This is a genomic window from Streptomyces sp. NPDC050164 (assembly GCF_044459945.1).
In the GTDB taxonomy this organism is placed as follows: domain Bacteria; phylum Actinomycetota; class Actinomycetes; order Streptomycetales; family Streptomycetaceae; genus Streptomyces; species Streptomyces coeruleorubidus_A.
Genome location: NZ_JBITJK010000032.1, coordinates 88857 through 104481, shown reverse-complemented (window position 1 = coordinate 104481; position 15625 = coordinate 88857). Strand labels below are relative to the sequence as shown.

At 66.5% G+C, this 15625-nt stretch carries 19 protein-coding genes; 13 read left to right on the top strand and 6 right to left on the bottom strand.

Features of this window, described 5'->3' with window-relative positions; all coding sequences use genetic code 11:
* Window positions 1-370: 370 nt before the first annotated feature.
* Genes ACIBNA_RS32890 through ACIBNA_RS32880 form a run of 3 tightly spaced genes read left to right on the top strand, consistent with a single transcriptional unit; the run spans window position 371 to window position 2390 of the window.
* Complete coding sequence (locus tag ACIBNA_RS32890) at window positions 371-1027, top strand: hypothetical protein (protein ID WP_399168832.1); 657 nt, start codon at window positions 371-373, stop codon at window positions 1025-1027.
* Entirely contained in the window at window positions 1015-2061 is a 1047-nt protein-coding gene (locus ACIBNA_RS32885; protein ID WP_399168830.1) for a hypothetical protein, read from the top strand. The genes ACIBNA_RS32890 and ACIBNA_RS32885 overlap by 13 nt, the downstream gene beginning before the upstream one ends.
* 23 nt (window positions 2062-2084) lie before the next feature.
* Entirely contained in the window at window positions 2085-2390 is a 306-nt protein-coding gene (locus tag ACIBNA_RS32880; RefSeq protein ID WP_399168829.1) for a hypothetical protein, read from the top strand.
* A 48-nt stretch (window positions 2391-2438) separates the two neighbouring features.
* Here the strand turns inward: ACIBNA_RS32880 and ACIBNA_RS32875 are convergent, their stop codons facing one another.
* Window positions 2439-3035 (bottom strand): hypothetical protein, encoded by a 597-nt coding sequence (locus tag ACIBNA_RS32875; protein ID WP_399168828.1) that lies wholly within the window; start codon window positions 3033-3035, stop codon window positions 2439-2441.
* Between the two features lie 144 nt (window positions 3036-3179).
* On the opposite strand from ACIBNA_RS32875, the gene ACIBNA_RS32870 reads away from it, so the two are divergent.
* Window positions 3180-4529 (top strand): putative T7SS-secreted protein, encoded by a 1350-nt coding sequence (locus ACIBNA_RS32870; RefSeq protein ID WP_399168827.1) that lies wholly within the window; start codon window positions 3180-3182, stop codon window positions 4527-4529.
* 17 nt (window positions 4530-4546) lie between these two features.
* Window positions 4547-5272, top strand: coding sequence for a hypothetical protein (locus ACIBNA_RS32865; protein ID WP_399168826.1), 726 nt, complete (start codon window positions 4547-4549; stop codon window positions 5270-5272).
* Between the two features lie 256 nt (window positions 5273-5528).
* On the opposite strand, the gene ACIBNA_RS32860 is transcribed toward ACIBNA_RS32865, so the two are convergent.
* Genes ACIBNA_RS32860 through ACIBNA_RS32850 form a run of 3 tightly spaced genes read right to left on the bottom strand, consistent with a single transcriptional unit; the run spans window position 5529 to window position 6770 of the window.
* Window positions 5529-5765: a DUF397 domain-containing protein gene (locus ACIBNA_RS32860; protein WP_399168825.1), complete on the bottom strand. Its 237-nt coding sequence runs from the start codon at window positions 5763-5765 to the stop codon at window positions 5529-5531.
* Window positions 5758-5946, bottom strand: coding sequence for a DUF397 domain-containing protein (locus ACIBNA_RS32855; RefSeq protein WP_399168824.1), 189 nt, complete (start codon window positions 5944-5946; stop codon window positions 5758-5760). Before ACIBNA_RS32855 ends, ACIBNA_RS32860 begins: the two co-directional genes overlap by 8 nt.
* Before the next feature lie 11 nt (window positions 5947-5957).
* Complete coding sequence (locus ACIBNA_RS32850; RefSeq protein WP_399168823.1) at window positions 5958-6770, bottom strand: helix-turn-helix transcriptional regulator; 813 nt, start codon at window positions 6768-6770, stop codon at window positions 5958-5960.
* 236 nt (window positions 6771-7006) lie between these two features.
* On the opposite strand from ACIBNA_RS32850, the gene ACIBNA_RS32845 reads away from it, so the two are divergent.
* The 5 genes from ACIBNA_RS32845 to ACIBNA_RS32825 all read left to right on the top strand — a co-directional run bounded on the left by ACIBNA_RS32845 (window position 7007) and on the right by ACIBNA_RS32825 (window position 11173).
* Window positions 7007-7456: an ATP-binding protein gene (locus tag ACIBNA_RS32845; RefSeq protein ID WP_399168822.1), complete on the top strand. Its 450-nt coding sequence runs from the start codon at window positions 7007-7009 to the stop codon at window positions 7454-7456.
* Window positions 7457-7672: 216 nt separating this feature from the next.
* A complete protein-coding gene (locus ACIBNA_RS32840) occupies window positions 7673-8278 on the top strand; it encodes a Uma2 family endonuclease (protein WP_399168821.1) in 606 nt (201 codons plus the stop codon).
* 34 nt (window positions 8279-8312) lie between these two features.
* Complete coding sequence (locus ACIBNA_RS32835; RefSeq protein WP_399168820.1) at window positions 8313-9050, top strand: trypsin-like serine peptidase; 738 nt, start codon at window positions 8313-8315, stop codon at window positions 9048-9050.
* 160 nt (window positions 9051-9210) lie between these two features.
* The gene (locus ACIBNA_RS32830) at window positions 9211-10218 is read left to right on the top strand and encodes an NlpC/P60 family protein (protein ID WP_399168819.1); all 1008 of its coding nucleotides are present in this window, start codon (window positions 9211-9213) and stop codon (window positions 10216-10218) included.
* A 241-nt stretch (window positions 10219-10459) separates the two neighbouring features.
* The gene (locus ACIBNA_RS32825; RefSeq protein WP_399168818.1) at window positions 10460-11173 is read left to right on the top strand and encodes a phosphatase PAP2 family protein; all 714 of its coding nucleotides are present in this window, start codon (window positions 10460-10462) and stop codon (window positions 11171-11173) included.
* Window positions 11174-11330: 157 nt separating this feature from the next.
* Here ACIBNA_RS32825 and ACIBNA_RS32820 read toward each other — a convergent pair whose 3' ends face one another.
* A complete protein-coding gene (locus tag ACIBNA_RS32820) occupies window positions 11331-12875 on the bottom strand; it encodes an FAD-dependent oxidoreductase (protein ID WP_399168817.1) in 1545 nt (514 codons plus the stop codon).
* A 395-nt stretch (window positions 12876-13270) separates the two neighbouring features.
* On the opposite strand from ACIBNA_RS32820, the gene ACIBNA_RS32815 reads away from it, so the two are divergent.
* On the top strand, window positions 13271-14122 hold the full coding sequence (locus ACIBNA_RS32815; protein WP_399168816.1) for a hypothetical protein: 852 nt from the start codon (window positions 13271-13273) through the stop codon (window positions 14120-14122).
* Between the two features lie 91 nt (window positions 14123-14213).
* Window positions 14214-14384, top strand: coding sequence for a hypothetical protein (locus ACIBNA_RS32810; RefSeq protein WP_399168848.1), 171 nt, complete (start codon window positions 14214-14216; stop codon window positions 14382-14384).
* A gap of 7 nt (window positions 14385-14391) precedes the next feature.
* Here the strand turns inward: ACIBNA_RS32810 and ACIBNA_RS32805 are convergent, their stop codons facing one another.
* Window positions 14392-14760 (bottom strand): metal-sensitive transcriptional regulator, encoded by a 369-nt coding sequence (locus tag ACIBNA_RS32805; RefSeq protein ID WP_274817386.1) that lies wholly within the window; start codon window positions 14758-14760, stop codon window positions 14392-14394.
* Window positions 14761-14999: 239 nt separating this feature from the next.
* Between ACIBNA_RS32805 and ACIBNA_RS32800 the strand changes: the two genes are divergently transcribed.
* Window positions 15000-15620: a DUF47 domain-containing protein gene (locus ACIBNA_RS32800; RefSeq protein WP_010036288.1), complete on the top strand. Its 621-nt coding sequence runs from the start codon at window positions 15000-15002 to the stop codon at window positions 15618-15620.
* Window positions 15621-15625: the final 5 nt, after the last annotated feature.

Genomic DNA, 15625 nt, shown 5'->3' with positions numbered 1-15625 from the left:
CAGTCGGTGAAGGTGGTGAGGCCCCCCACGGAAGAGCAGTGCGCCAGGCGGCAGGGTGACCCAGTTGCCCTGCCGCCGTAGGAGATGTTCCCCGCCGCGAATTCCTGACGGCTGACCCACCGCGGGGCCTGGGCCGTTGCCTCTGTGGATCAGCGCCGCCGCCAGGAGTCGACGTCGGCAGTGGGGCCATGTTCAAAGGATTCGTTTGCGTTGCAGAACAGTGATCCGGAAACCGTGCTCATGTGGCAGCTTCTGTCAGGATTTGCCTGGTTGGAAGGGGCGTGCATGACGTAAACGCAACTGGTGTCACTCATGAGCCGTCGATAGCGTTGGCGCATTCGTGCGACCCTCGCCCCACCGGGAGCCATCCGTGAAGCGCCGTCCCACTCTGCTCACAGCCGCCGCGCTAACCGCTGTCGTGGCCATGGCGCTATCCGCCTGCGGGAGCGGCGGTGACAGCTCCGGGAGCCAAGACAAGATCGCGGGGGCCGACACGGGGGGTGAGGCATCGGTGTCTCCGACCGCTTCGACAGCGACCGCATCTGATCGGCCGAAGATTGAATTGCCGTCGGATCTGACATACGCCTTCGACTGGCCCAAGACTGGCGACAAGGACAAGGATGCAGTCCTGGCCGACAGCGCACAGTTCATCAAGGCCGTCGACATGGCTATCGCTGAGCAAGACCCGCACAGCAAGGCGTACCGCTTCTACTCCGATGGTGAAGCCGCAGCGAGCAGCCAGAGGTTCATCCAGGAATTCGTGGATTACAAGGACCGCATCACCGGAGCCAAGCGATACTACGACGCCAAAGTCAAGATCAATAGTGACGGTACGGCGGGCTTCGTCTACTGCGAAGATCAGAATAAAGCTTACAATAAGAACCTCAAGACCGGTAAGACCGACGTGAGTCCGGCATCAAAGGACAATTACGTCCTCTACAGCAGCCGACTTCGGGCCGACAAGCAGGGCGTCTGGATCACCGAGACGCTGACGTCGCAACGGGGGAGTGCCGCGTGCCAGTCCTGAAGTACCGGAAGCCGGCCGTGGTTGCCTCCGCTGCGGCTATTGCCCTTTCGTTCTGTTCACCCCAAGCATTCGCGGGCTATGGACACGACGGCAGCACCAACGGCTCCAAGGCGGACAGCAGCGCTTCAGCCGGGGCTGGCAACGGCAAGATCTCATCGGGGGTCTCCGCTGGGGTGGTTATCGACACCTCGAAGAACGGCAGCGGTACATCGGCCGGTGCTGTTACGCCGACGACATCCTGGACTCCTCCCGCCTGCTACTACGCGCCGAAGTACACGGCCAAGGAGATTGAGGCGCAGATGCGGCAGGTGTGGGGAAGTAGCGCACCCAGCCCCGAGTGGTCCCTGAAGACCCGGAACTATTTCGTCAACGGCAAGCCCTACAAGAACTTCAACAAGGACAAGGCGGACGAGGGCTACTGGTGGGATGCGTACACCACGGAGGGACGGGAGGCGGACCCAGCGGCCCAGGACTGCGACGAACTGCCCTTCTGGGTCGACGAAGGCGGCGCTCCGCCGGCTGATCGCCCGCAGGCCATCACGTCCGAAATGCTCGCTCAGCTCGCGTACGCCGAGATCCGCGTTCCGTCTACCAACGTCGAACTTGCCCCGCAGAACACCACGAAAGTCAACCTGCCGACCTGGGCATGGCTGGATACTGCGGCGTTCAAGCCGGTCTCCGTCACCGCGTCTGTGCCAGTGCTCGGCCTCAGCGCCACGACCACGGCCGAGCCGGTCTCGCTGAAGATCACACCGGGCACGGAGGATGCGGTCACCTACCCCGCCTCCGGCGAGTGCGAGATCCGTGACGGACAGATCGGCGAACCCTACGCCAAAGGCAAGGCCGACGAGACCCCTCCATGCGGTGTGAAGTACCTGCGCTCCTCGGGCGGCGGTTCGTACAAGCTTCAGGCGACCACCACCTGGAAGATCAGTTGGACGAGCACAACGGGACAGGGCGGCGATCTTCCGAACGGCACGTTCGGCGCTGATCAGGACGTCGTCGTCCAGGAGATCCAAGTAGTCAACCGCTGACCAGAAACACGGGGCAGGTGCACATGTCGTTCCTGAGGTTCTTCTCCGATGACGTGAAGGAGATGGCTCGCACCCTGGAGAACAGCGGTGGCCGTATGAAAGATGCATCGAAGGAAATGTCTCGCTCGGACTCCAGCCAGCTGGGCCACGGCGGCCTTGAGTCCGCATGCAACGAATTTGCCGAATCCTGGGACTACGGCTTCGGCCAGCTCTCCAAGCTGACGAAAGGCGTTTCCAAGTTCGCCAACAAGGCTTCCGAGGAATTCCTCAAGCTGGACCAGGCACTCTACGACGAGTTGAAGAGCTCTGCAGGGAAGAAAAAGAAGTGAGCTCGATCTGCCGCCCTGGCAGGCTGTCACCACATGGCCATCGCGTACTCAGGCAGCTGCACGGGGCGGCCACTCCACCCCTGCAGCGCTTAGGCGGGCGAGATGCTTGGCACGCCTATACCGTGTCACGGAAAGGCCCACGAGGTAAAGAGTAATGAGTGCGAGCCAGATTCCTCCAGCGATCACCACACGTTCAGCCGTGTAGCCGGGAAAAATGAGGAAGATCGCAGCAACAACCGGGAAGAGAAGGACATTACTCAAAACTCGCGGGTTATAGCGACTACACGCATCGATGATCATCCGTGAATACAACAGATCCACTTCGGGTTGAGCCGCCGCATCCGGCGTGAGCCCACGACCGGGCCGCATCCCGGGCAGCGCATGCTTGCCAGGCAGACCGGGACGGCTGGCCATGGTGGCGGCAGCTCGCTCGCGAGCGTCGGATGCGCGCTGGAACAGGAAATAGGGATTATTCAAGGCGGCGTTACCCGGCGCATGTCCCATATATCGATAGCCGAACCTCTCCGCAATGTACGCGAAGGCTGCGAACTTCTTCATGCCAGGGAAGAACGGCCTTACCACGTACTCGCTTTTCTCTTCGGCCACGGCTTTCATCAACCCATTCAACAGGTGTCGTTCATCCATACCACTTCCTCCTTCGGCCGCTACGAGATGGGGTGCTCATGGTGACACGCAAGTGCCACTGATAACTTACCGTCTCATCCGGAGAGCAGTCGAAGGAAGGGGGATGTCGCACATGGGCGACATAAGGTCACGGGGAGAAGTCCGATGAGTTCCGATAAATACTCGAATCTGGGGTTCGACCCGGCGCCGGGTGATCTTGAGTCCGTAAGGGGCCTGGCCAAGGCGGTCGGCCGAGTCATCGAAGGAAGCGGCACGGCGCAGACGGAACTGCGCAAGATGGGCTCCTCCGACGGCGTGTGGGCGGGCAGGGCCGCTGACGCGTTCAAGGACACGTTCTCCGCGGTCCCCCCGTATCTGAAGAAGGCCCTGGGCTCACTGGACTCGGCGCACCGCGCCCTCAACTCCTGGGAAATACGACTGGATACCTTCCAAGCCAGGGCCAGAAAGCTGGAGTCGGAGGCGGCGGAAGCGGCCCGGCGAGTCAACGCCGCCCAGACCGCAGTTGACTCCCTGCCCTCATCCACGTCGGGGATGTCGGACAAAGAGAAAGCAGAATACGAGAAGCACTCCAAGGACAAGAAGGACTCCCTGGAGTCCGCGAACAGCGAGCTTTCCGACATCCGCAGCCGGGCCCGCACCCTTCAGGCTGAGCACGAAGAAGCCGCGACGAACGTCTCACGTCTGGTCAAGGATGCGGCTGACGATGCCCCTCCTGAGCCCGGTTGGTTCGAGGAAGCCCTTGACGCCGTTGGTGATTTGATCTCGGACGCGTGGGACACCATCACGGATCCGAACTTCTGGAAGCTGATCGGCGACATCCTGGCCGACATCGCCATGGTTGTCGGCGTTCTCGCCCTCTTCTTCTCCGGCCTTGGCGTGGCCGCCTTCATCATCGCCGGCCTCGCTCTCGCCTTCCATCTTGCCGCCAAGGCCGGTGGTGCCGACGTGACTTGGGAGACAATTGCTTGGGACGCCGTCGGTGTCATCGCCGGCGGCGTCAGTCTGGCAGGTTCGCGACTCGCTCAAGCCGGCCGTCCTCTCGTCGCAGCCGGACGTGAACTCCGCCTTTCCTCAGGCTTCATGAAGGCGCTCGGCAACGTCAAGTTTGGCAACATCTGGGGTGGGCTGAAAGGGCTGCCCAGTGGCGTTACCAACTCAGCCCGGGGCCTGGCCATGGCAGGCAAGGGATGGTCCTTCATCGCCTCAGGTACGGCGGTCGACAAGGCCGCCACTTGGACCGGTGCCGCCTTGGCCATTGGGTCCAACATGCATAACGGAACCTGGGACCAAGGACGTTGGACCGATGACCAATTCAAGATCGGCGATATCCCGGTGGTCGGGCCCTTCATGGACTACTTCGGGCCGACGGACGAGGGCAAAGTGATGGCTCCGGGCTCCCCCTTGTCCACATTCGACGCACCCACCACCCTCGCTTCATCCGGCAGCACCTTCGCCAGACACCTCGATCCATCACAGATGGGCACGGCCGCATGAGCGTCACGGAACGCAGTATGACCGGCGACATCGCACACAGCGACACAGCACCGTTCCGTTACGGCTTTCATTATGAAGTGCCTGACGAATTCGTCCGGCTCCCCGAGCCGACGGCCTCCGAGGGCTGGCAGCAGGCCATGGCACAGATGATGCCCGAGGCCGACGAAGAGCAGCTGACTGCCGCCAGCGCAGGTTTGCGCCGCCAGCTACCGCTCATGAGCGCCGGGGAGAACATCGTCCTCACCGCCATGTGCCTTGGCACCGAGGAGGTGGACGGAGGGGAGCGTTTGTCCATGGGCCTGCTCGCCGTGACCGTACGGTCGAGTGAACACAGCCCCGCCACACGGTTCTTCACCGCAGAAGGGATCTACCAGGCAACGGCGCGGAAATTCTTCTCCGGAGTGGCCCAAGACACTCTTGAGGAGCTCAGTTATCCGCTCGGCGAAGGACTCCAGGGGCCGCAGGACATGGTGCTCGCGGCCAAACTCCCGTGCGGTCCTGCCATCATGTCCACGTCTCTACGTACCTTGCATCTGCCTCCCATCGAGGCTGGGCTCGCAACGCCTCCGCTCCCGATGGCCGCACTGCAAATGATCGTGCCCGCACCACACAGCTACTGCGTGTACGTCACGATCTCCACCCCCTCCGTCTTCCTCCTCGATTCCTACAGCGCTCGCCTCGCGCACATCGGCCGCACCCTCAAGTTCGACGACCTGCCCGCTGCAGGAGGCCAGCCACAGTAGCCGTAGATCGTGGTCCCTGTGGTCGGCCATATTTCCGGCCGGGCAGATCCGATCATCCGTGCCTGAGCGATTCGGTGAGCGGATGGTCGACCACCGATTGGCACGGCCGGGACCACAGAGCAGGCTGGGTGCCGCTGAACTGCGGGGAGGTCCAATCCAGTGCAAACGAGCACCCAGGTCAGGTGTCGGCGACAAGCTGACACCGGCTTGGCTCCTCCGCCGCCCGCGCACTCGTAGAGCTGAGGCAGGGCTTCGGTTACTGCACCCCCTCCGCGAAGTGGTCGAACTCGCCCGCCTGTACGCCGAGTACAAAGGCACCCCATTTATGGCGGTTGGTGGTGATCACGTTGTCAGGAGCGCTGGTCTCGCGGATGTAGACGGGGGCGTCGCCGTCTTCTCCCTCGCCGAATGCGATCTCGATCCAGGGGCCGTGGTCGGTGGCGTCGGGCGGGGCGGCGCGTTCCCAGGTGAGGTTCGGGGGGATGTCATCCACGGTGCGTGTCCTTCTTGAGTATCTGAAGGAGGGCGCCGAAGGCGGTGGGGGTGGCGGTGAGTATCGCGCCGGTGGGGTCGCCGGATTCGGTTATGTGGACGGTTTGCGGGGTTGCGGCGACGTGCACGCAGGAGTTGCCTTCCGGGCAGTACGACGACTTCTGCCACGTGAGCGTGGACATCGAAGGCTCCTTCACAGGTCCTTGAGGATGGTGTGGATGAAGTTCTGCGATTCCTCGGGAGGGAGGGCCGCGGCTTCCAAGCGGTCGAGGGTTACGCGGTACTTGCTCAGCTGGGCCTCCGCGTCGAGGAATACCGGGCCGTGCGACTGGTCCAGGTTCACGGTGTCGAGCTGCGGTACGGGGCCCTCGGCGTAATAGACCGACTGCCCGGAGCCGGCAAAGGTGCCTGCCTCGAACGGAACCACCTGGATCGCGATGTGCTCCCGTTCGTTCAGCCCGAGCAGGTACTTGAGCTGGTCGCGGGTCACCTCACGGCCGCCGAACTTCATGCGCAGGGCTGCCTCGTGGAGGATCACCTGCTGTGGGGTCGGTGGATCCCGGAAGAGGACTGTCTGACGTTTCATCCGGAACGACACCCGGTGCTCCACGTCTGGCGGTGGAAGTTCCGGTACTGCCTGACGGAAGATCTCGCGGGCGTACTCCGTGGTCTGGAACAGGCCAGGGATGTGCACGGTCACGGCAGTACGCAAACGCGTGGCGTGGTGTTCGAGCTCGGCGAGGTCCAGCAGGCCGGCGGGCAGGATGTCGCGGTACTCCTCCCACCAGCCGCGGCTGCGTTCTCCCGTCATCGCGGCAATGGCTTCCACGTGGGCCTGGTCCGAGCAGTCGTAAACGCAGGCCATGGCGCGAACCCGCTCCGGGCTCACGCCGGCCCGTCCGGCCTCGATGTTGCTGACCTGATTCGGCTTGACGCCCAGCAGTTGACCGGCCTCAGCTGTTGTCAGGCCCGCACGCTCTCGAAGTTTGCGCAGTTCAGTGGCCAAGCGGAGCTGGCGACCCGTCGGATTGCTTCTCACGGACTGGTCCGCCTCCTTGCCAAAGCGTGTCACTCACATGAGGGATGTCTAAGTCTCTTCATTGAAGACGTGTAAGTAGTTACACGATTGTCGCTAGTTTATATCTCGGCGCCCTGCTCGGAAGCGCACCGCCCGACGGGGTGGCACCGACACCGGGCAACCGTACGCACGTAACCAACTCCCCTCAGTGATCGGAGACTTCCATGCCCACCGTAACCCCGCCCTGGGCCTACACCCTCCACCTCCCGCACGATCCACGCTCTCCGGGGATCGCCCGCGCAACCCTCCGTACCGTTCTCGCCGCCCGTGGGCGCGCCGGCCTTACCCCCACTGCGGAACTGCTGGCCGCCGAGCTCCTCGCCAACGCCCACCGGCACACCGTCGGCCCTTATTCCCTCCGCATTCGCTCGGCGGAACCCGGCCGGCTCCGAGTCGGCGTGTGGGACAGCAACCCGCGTGTTCCGCCCGGCTTCGGAGCCGGCGGTGCCCCCGTCGTCGTATCTCCACCGCCCGACGACATCAAGACCGGCCGCGGTCTGCGCCTCGTACGGGCCTGCGCGGACGCGTGGGGCGCCTCGGTGCTGCGCGAGCTGGGTGAGTCGGCGGGCGGGAAGCTGCTGTGGGCCGAGTGTCAGAGTGATGGCCTACAGTGACGGAACGTGTTCGGAGCGTGAAGGGAGAGTCTTGTGGCGAAGGTTGAGCACCGGCTCAGGAAGGCCGTCCACGCGCGCGGAGAGCAGGACGCACAGGCGCGGGAGGAGGCTGCACAGTACGGTGGATTCGAGACCGAGCGGGACGTCGGACCTCCCAGCGAACCCGCTCGCGGAGCCGAGAACGTCGTGGAGGCGGAGGGGCGGAGGCAAGGAGCCATGTCCGTGTCACCAGGTGCCCGGCCCCGTCTGAGTCCCCGTCCGGGGAACCTTCGCGAGATCGCCGAGAAGATCGAGGAAGAGACCGGTCTGCGGGTGCAGGTCGTGGGAGGGAAGCTCGTGATGTCCCCTACGCCGCGTGGCAAACACGCGGGCGTCGTGAAGCAGTTGCGGCGGCAGCTTGCGAGCGCTGCTCTACCTGAGGGGCTGGACTCGTACGAGGTCTCTTCCATCGCCTTGCCTGACGACCCGGACGACTACGTCACGCCGGATCTGATCGTCCTGCCCAGGGAATGGGAGGAGGACGACGACTGGCTGGCGGACCCGGAGGACGCCGCACTCGCCGTCGAAGTCATCTCCCAGTCCGAGAAGTCCCGCGAGATCAGGGACAAAGCCGACTGGTACGCCGTCGCCCGTGTGCCCGTTCTCCTCGTCATCGACCCCCGGAAGGGGACCTGGGCCCTCCATACTCGTCCGGACAGCGGTGCCTATCAGGACGTACTGGCCGGCAAGTTCGGGGAGTCCGTGTGCCTGCCCCAGCCGTTGGGTATCGAGATCGCCACCGACGGATTCCCGACCTACGGCCCGCCACCGGAACGGGTCTGACGTTTCTCTCACCTTCGTCGGGCACAGTGCGCCGATGAAGCGCGTCCTCTCCATTGCCGTGGTTCTTGTCGCCCTCACCTCCGCGTCCACCGCGGTGGCCGACGACGGGGCCGGGCCCTTCGGGGTGACCGTCGCCGCGGGGGCGGGGGCGGGGAGCGCGCGGGTGGGGGTGTTGTTGCCCGCCGATCGCGTGTCCCGGCCGGCCGGTGGGCATTTCTGTACCGCCTCCGTGGTGCGGGCGCCGTACCGGAATCTGCTCGTCACCGCGGCGCACTGTCTGGACGGGCGTGGGGAGCTCGTGTTCGTGCCCGGGTATCGGAACGGTCGTGCGCCCTATGGCGTGTGGAAGGTGAAGCGGAGGTTCCTGCCCCGGGGGTGGGTCGCGGGGCGGCGGGAGGACAGTGACGTGGTGTTCGCCGTGGTCGCGCCGCGGGGCGGGAAGGGAGTCGAGGACGTCGTCGGTGGGTACCGGCTCGCCACAGGTACGGCGACGGGGGCGACGGCGGTGACCCTCACCGGATACCCCGACTCCCGCGAGACGCCCATCAGCTGCACCAACAAGCCGACCGCGCACAGCCCCACCCAGCAGCGCATCGAGTGCCCGGGATTCGCCGGCGGCACCAGCGGAAGCCCCTGGGTGAACGGGGACGGGCAGGTCGTGGGGATCCTCGGCGGTCATGACGAGGGCGGGACGACTCCCGACGTGTCCTTCAGCGTGGTGCTCGGTTCGGAGGTGGAGCGGCTGTACCGGGAGGCGGCGGGCGACCCGTGACGGGTCCGTGCGCCGGTTGCCCCCGCCGTGCCGTTCCGTGCCGCCCCGTGCTCTTGGGTGTTCCCCTTTCCGCCCCGACTCTCCTGCCCGTGATCATTCCGGCACACGGCGGCCGCCTCTACACTGACCAGGCGACGGACTCCTGGTCGGCGAGGGGCGGTTGACGGTGCGTAAGGCATGGATCGTGGCGACTGTTGCGATCAGCTCCGCCCTGGCCTTCGTGATGCTGCTCGTCGTCGGGGTCTACGTCGTCGCCGGGAACCTGGCCAACGGGGTCGGCGGCGGGGCGAAAGCGCTCGCCAAGGGGGCGGTGCCCGCCGCGTACTCCGACCTCGTGCAGAAGTGGGGCAACCTCTGTCCCGCCATCAGCCCGGCCCTGCTCGCCGCCCAGCTCTACCAGGAGAGCGGGTTCAACCCGAAGGCCCAGAGCCATGCCGCCGCCCAGGGGATAGCGCAGTTCATTCCCGGTACGTGGGCCACGCACGGCGTCGACGGAGACGGGGACGGGGACCGGGACGTGTGGGACCCGAAGGACGCGATTCCCTCTGCCGCCTCGTACGACTGCGAACTCGCGTCGTACGTGAAGAAGGTTGGCGGGAATCAGACCGAAAACATGCTGGCCGCCTACAACGCGGGGGCGTACGCGGTGATCAAGTACGGGGGCGTGCCGCCGTACAGCGAGACCCGGAACTACGTGAAGAGGATCACGACGCTCTCGGAGAGCTTCGCCGCGCCCGTCGGACGGGTCGACCCCTCGGAGCAGGCGGCCGGCGCCATCGAGTACGCGCAGAAGAAGCTGGGCACGCCCTACCTGTGGGGCGGCACCGGCACCGCTGAGCAGGGCGGACGCTTCGACTGCTCGGGACTGACCCAGGCCGCCTACGAGACGGTGGGCATCAAGCTGCCGCGCGTCGCCAACGACCAGTACAACGCCGGGCCGCACCCCGCGCGGGACGAACTGCTCCCCGGCGACCTCGTGTTCTTCTCGGACGACCTCACCAATTCGCGTGCCATCCGGCATGTCGGCATTTATGTCGGAGGTGGGTACATGATCGACGCGCCGCGAACGGGTGCGGTGATCCGGTTCGACCCGATCGACACCCCCGACTACTTCGGGGCCACCCGGGTGACCGAAGATGGCGCGAAAGCACTGCCCACGACGGTGTGAGCCGAGCGTGAACCCACCCCCTGAGCTGCGAAGACGTGTCTCTCTTCGATAACGTCTCGGTGATCATTCGGTGGAGTGTGGAACGTATCAACGGGGACCGTGCGTTCCTGGTGACGTAGCCGAGCAGACGTGAGTCGGCACGTGTCACGCGTGCAGCGGAAGCGGATCTACAACCACGGGGGTGGCAGGAGCGGCGCACACACAGGTGCGCCGGGAGAGACGACGAAGGGGCCGCAGCATCATGGCTGGACTCGCCGAATCCGGGTCGAACCCCGACGTCGACCTGCTCTACGACATCAATGGCCTGGCCAAGGACGCGCCGTCGTGGTTCGACCGGGTCATGGAGTTCGTGGGCGAGTACGGGGTGTTGCTCGCCATGGTCCTGCTCGTGCTCTGGTGCTGGTGGTCCGTACGGCGCCGGGGTGAACAGGACGCGGCGTCCTCCGTCGCGGCGCTGGTCTGGGCGCCGCTCGCGGCGGGGATCGCCGTGCTGGTCAACGTGCCGATACGGGGGTTCGTGGAGCGGCCCCGGCCGTTCCTCGACCATCAGGGGCTCGAGGTGCTCGTCAGCGGCAAGACCGACTACTCGTTCGTGAGCGACCACGCGACGATCGTCATGGCGATGGCGGTCGGGCTGTTCGTCGCGAACCGGAAGTTCGGGCTGGTCGCGTTGGTGCTGGCGGTGTTCGGCGGGTTCATTCGCGTTTACATGGGTGTGCATTACCCGACCGATGTCGTGGGTGGGTTCGCGCTGGGGACGGCTGTGGCGTTGCTGTTGTCGCCGTTGGCTATGGCGCTGTTGACGCCGGTTACCCGGGCTGTCGAGCGGTCGCCTCGGGTGGGGTGGCTTGTGCGGGGCCGGGGGCGTGGGGTCGGCGACGGGGCGGATGCGGTGGTTCCTGGGGCTCGGAGTGAGCGGGCTGCGGGGGCTTCTGAGCGGGACCTTGCTGCTTAGTTCTCGGCGTTTTTGCTGGGGCGGGGTTGGTGCGCAGCCCGGCGTAGCGGGGTGCCGCTGCGCCCACCTGTGCCGCCCCAAGCGGCACGATTGCCCGCAGCTTGGTGGGATGGGTGGGCGTAGTTGAGCGGGGCGGGTGCCCGCAGCTCAGTGGGCCCTAGAGCGCCTGGGGGTACGTGAAGAAGCGAGTCGGGTCGTACTCGTTCTTCAGTTTTGTCAGGCGGGGTGCCGCGTCGCCGTAGTACGCCTTGCGCCAGTTGGTCAGGGTTGGGTCCGTGTAGTTCTGGTAGGCCGCGCCTGAGGCGTGGGGACGCATGGACTTGTGGGCCGAGGTGAGCCATGAGCGGGCCGTGGTGCCCGTCGTGCCCGGGCGCCAGGAGGCGATGTACTGGGCCAGCATGCGGGAGCGGCGGTGGACGAAGGCCGTGGAGGTCGGGGAGACGCGGTTCACCGCTCCGCCCAGGGCGGTGAGCGCGATGCTGCCGGCGCATGCGCGTACCGACCTGATCTGGGACAGCAGCGTGCGGATGCCGGCCGCGGACAGGGAGCGGTCGAAGAAGTCCGACGCCGCGGCGTACGTCTCGCGGCCCAGCGCGCCCTGCGGGGAACGGCCCGGGGTGGAGCCGGGCAGATGGCACTGGGCGTCCGTCGGGAACGAGGAGCAGCCGGCGTAGACCTCCATCGACTCCTCGTACGAGCGGCGCCGCAGGGAGACGCTGCTCGCCGGGGCGCTGACGCGGTCGGCGAGGCGGTCGACCGCGTTCTGGAGTTCGCCGTAGGTGCCGAGGGAGAAGGCCGCGACGGAGACGGTCGGGTTGCCGCCGGGGGCGCCGGCCAGGTGGAGGGACGACCAGATCTCGTCCGGCTGGGTCGGGCCCCACTCCTGCCAGGCCTGCACAACCGCGGCCGCCTTGGACCAGGGCCAGGACATGTACGCCGAGACGCCCTGCGGGGCCGGGTGGGTCTTGAAGTGCAGTTCCGTCACGACGCCGAAGTTGCCGTTGCCGGCGCCGCGCAGGGCCCAGAAGAGGTCCTTGTGCTCGCGGGCGCCCGCGGTGAGCTGCTTGCCGTCCGCGGTGATCAGGGTGGCCTGGGTGAGACTGTCGCAGGTCAGGCCGTAGGCGCGGGAGACCATGCCGTGCCCGCCGCCGAGGGTGAGGCCGCAGACGCCGACGGTGGGGCAGGAGCCGGCGGGGATCGTCATGCCCTTCGCGGTGAGGGCGCGGTAGACGTCGATGAGTTTGGCGCCGGCGCCGATCACCGCGGTGTTGCCGGAGGCCCGGACGCGGTTGAGTTTCGAGACGTCGATGATCAGGCGGCCGTCGCCCGAGGACCAGCCGGCGTAGGAGTGGCCGCCGTTGCGGATCGCCACGCGCAGGGCGTGGGCGCGGGCGTAGGCCAGGGCGGTGCGGATGTCGTCCGGGTGGGACACGTACGCGACCGCGGCGGGCTTGAGCGCGTCGAAACGGGTGTTGTAGAGCTGCCGGGCCGTCTTCCAGTCGGTGTCGCCCGGGCGGATGAGGGGGCCGTCGAGATCGCGGGCGAGGGCGGACCAGTTGGCGGCGGTGGCCTTGGTGCGCGTGGTCCTGGCGGTGGTCGTGGCCCTGGAGCCGGTGTCTGATTTCGTGCAGGCGGTGGCGAGGGGGGTCACGGCTGCGGCGATGCCTGCCGTGCCGACGGTGAGGAATGTGCGCCGTTCCATGGGGCCTCCCGGTGGTTCCGTCGTGGGAGACGGGGTGGTGGGGGTGAGGGTTCCATGGGGAGGCCCATCGACGCAGCACGACTGCGTCAGCCGGCCACGTGCCTTTCCGCGTCCGTGCGCGCCTGGCTTCTCGCTCTTCTGGCCGGGCCGCGCCAGCCGCAGGTGCAGTGAGCCATGCAGAAGTGGCCCATCTCCTTTGTAGTCGTGCGGTGTTCGGGGAGGTTGGGGGGAGCCTCCAGCCCGTCCTGCTGCGCCACGACAACCACGTTACCCAGCGCGGGTAAAGGCTTCGTATGCCGACTCCGGCGGGCTCGCGTGACGGCGGCACATACCGGTCGTTAACCGGAACAACAAGGGGGCCCGTGACGGACGTACCGGCTGGGGGTAGGCAGGCGATGACTGGGCGGCAGCGGGAACGGCGGCACAGGCGGACGGGTGCGGCGGTCGTCGCGGCCGGCGTCGTGGCCGGGGTGGGACTGGGGGCCGGAGGATGTGCGGGCGGTGACGCGGTGGCCGGGGACACCCGTGGCGGGGACGCGGTCGCAGTGTTGCACCGGGCCGCGGACCGGCTGGTGGCGGCGGGGAGTTCGAAGGCCCGTACGTCGATGGAGATGGCCGCCGGCGGGACCCGGGTCACGATCCGGGGCGCGGGGGTCTACGACTACCGCAAGCGGATGGGGCAGTTGAAGGTACTGCTGCCGCAGGATCCCGCGGGGGCCACGGAGCGCCGGCCCATCACCGAACTGCTCGCGCCGGGAGCGCTCTTCATGAAGAACCGGGGCGCCGGTGTGCCCCCGGACAAGTGGGTGCGGGTGGAGACGCGGACCCTGTCCGACGGGAACCTCGTCACCGGCGGGGCCACCGATCCGTTCGCGGCGGCCGAGGTGCTGCGCGGGACGCGGTCGGCGAGGTTCGTCGGCAGGACCGAGGTCGCGGGCACCGGGGTGCTGCACTACCGGGGCACGGCGGATCTCGGCGCTGCCGCGAAGAAGGCCTCCGAGGGCAACAAAGAGTCCCTGAGCGCGGCGGCGAAAGGGTTCGCCACGGCCGAAGTGCCGTTCGACGTCTACCTCGACGACGAGGGGCGCATCCGTAAGGTCCGGCACCGGTTCAGCTTCGTGGGCGGGCAGCAGAAGAGCCCCGTGGCCGTCGCCTCGACCACGTTGCTCTACGATTTCGGGGCCTCGGTGCGCGTACGGCTGCCGGACACCGACGACATCTACGCGGGCAAGATCGCCGAGGAGTGACCGGCGTGAACTAGCCCGTCCGTGCCATGCGCGGTGCGTAGGCCGCTCCCTACTCTAGGAAGTCGGTAGCGGCAGAGATGAGGTGATGCACGTGGCTCCGGTCGGCGGTACGGCAGTTCAGGACCACGTGGCCCTCGCCGAGATCGAGCTGTGCGGAGAGCTGATCATCGCGGCGTCGGCCGCCCACGAGGAGCGGCTCAGCCTGGAGAGCATCGACGAGGTGCTGAAGGTGGCCGAGGAGCGGGGCGCCGCGGCGGACTGAGGCCGACTCACGTCCGCAGCATGCGGGCGATCGCCTGGGTCGCCTCCTTCACCTTCGCGTCGATCTCGTCACCGCCCTTGCCTGCGGCGTCGGCGACGCAGTGGCGCAGGTGCTCCTCCAGCAGTTGCAGGGCGAAGGACTGAAGGGCCTTGGTGGAGGCGGAGACCTGGGTGAGTATGTCGATGCAGTAGACGTCCTCGTCGACCATCCGCTGCAGGCCGCGGATCTGGCCCTCGATGCGGCGCAGGCGCTTGAGGTGCTCGTCCTTCTGCTTGTGGTACCCGTGCACGCCTCGGTCGTGATCGGTCACGACGTCCGCTCCGGCGGTGACATCCGTGACATCCCCGGCATCCGTAACGTCGGTCACGTCCGTCATCGCGTCCTCCTGGTGGGCTGTGAGCCGACATATACCCCTGGCGGGTATATGGTACCGAACTTTGCTGGGTATATGCCCCTTGGCCGAAGCCTCGCGTAACGGCCTGATCCGACCCCTGGACCGCCCCCGTGCTCATCACTGTGCCTGATGGGCGACACTGGTGGGCGGCCCGATAGCCGTGGCCGGATGATGCGCCTAGCATCAGCCTGACCGAAACCGAAGCAAGCCGAGGACCCCACGTGCGCTTTCGTCTGACCCCCAGGGAGACGAGCTTCTACGACATGTTCGCCGCTTCTGCGGACAACATCGTCACGGGCTCGAAGCTCCTGATGGAACTGCTCGGGGCGGACGCTTCCGCCCGGGCCGAGATCGCAGAGCGTATGCGGGCAGCGGAACACGCAGGTGACGACGCCACGCACGCGATCTTCCACCAGCTGAACTCCTCGTTCATCACGCCGTTCGACCGCGAGGACATCTACTCCCTCGCCTCGTCCCTCGACGACATCATGGACTTCATGGAGGAGGCCGTCGACCTGGTCGTCCTCTACAACGTCGAGGAACTGCCCAAGGGCGTCGACCAGCAGATCGAGGTGCTGGCTCGCGCGGCCGAACTGACGGCCGAAGCGATGCCGCACCTGCGGACGATGGAGAACCTCACCGAGTACTGGATCGAGGTCAACCGGCTGGAGAACCAGGCCGACCAGATCCACCGCAAGCTGCTCGCGCACCTCTTCAACGGCAAGTACGACGCCATCGAGGTCCTGAAGCTCAAGCAGATCGTGGACGTGCTGGAGGAAGCGGCGGACGCGTTCGAACACGTCGCGAACACGGTGGAGACCATCGCCGTCAAGGAGTCCTGAGCCCT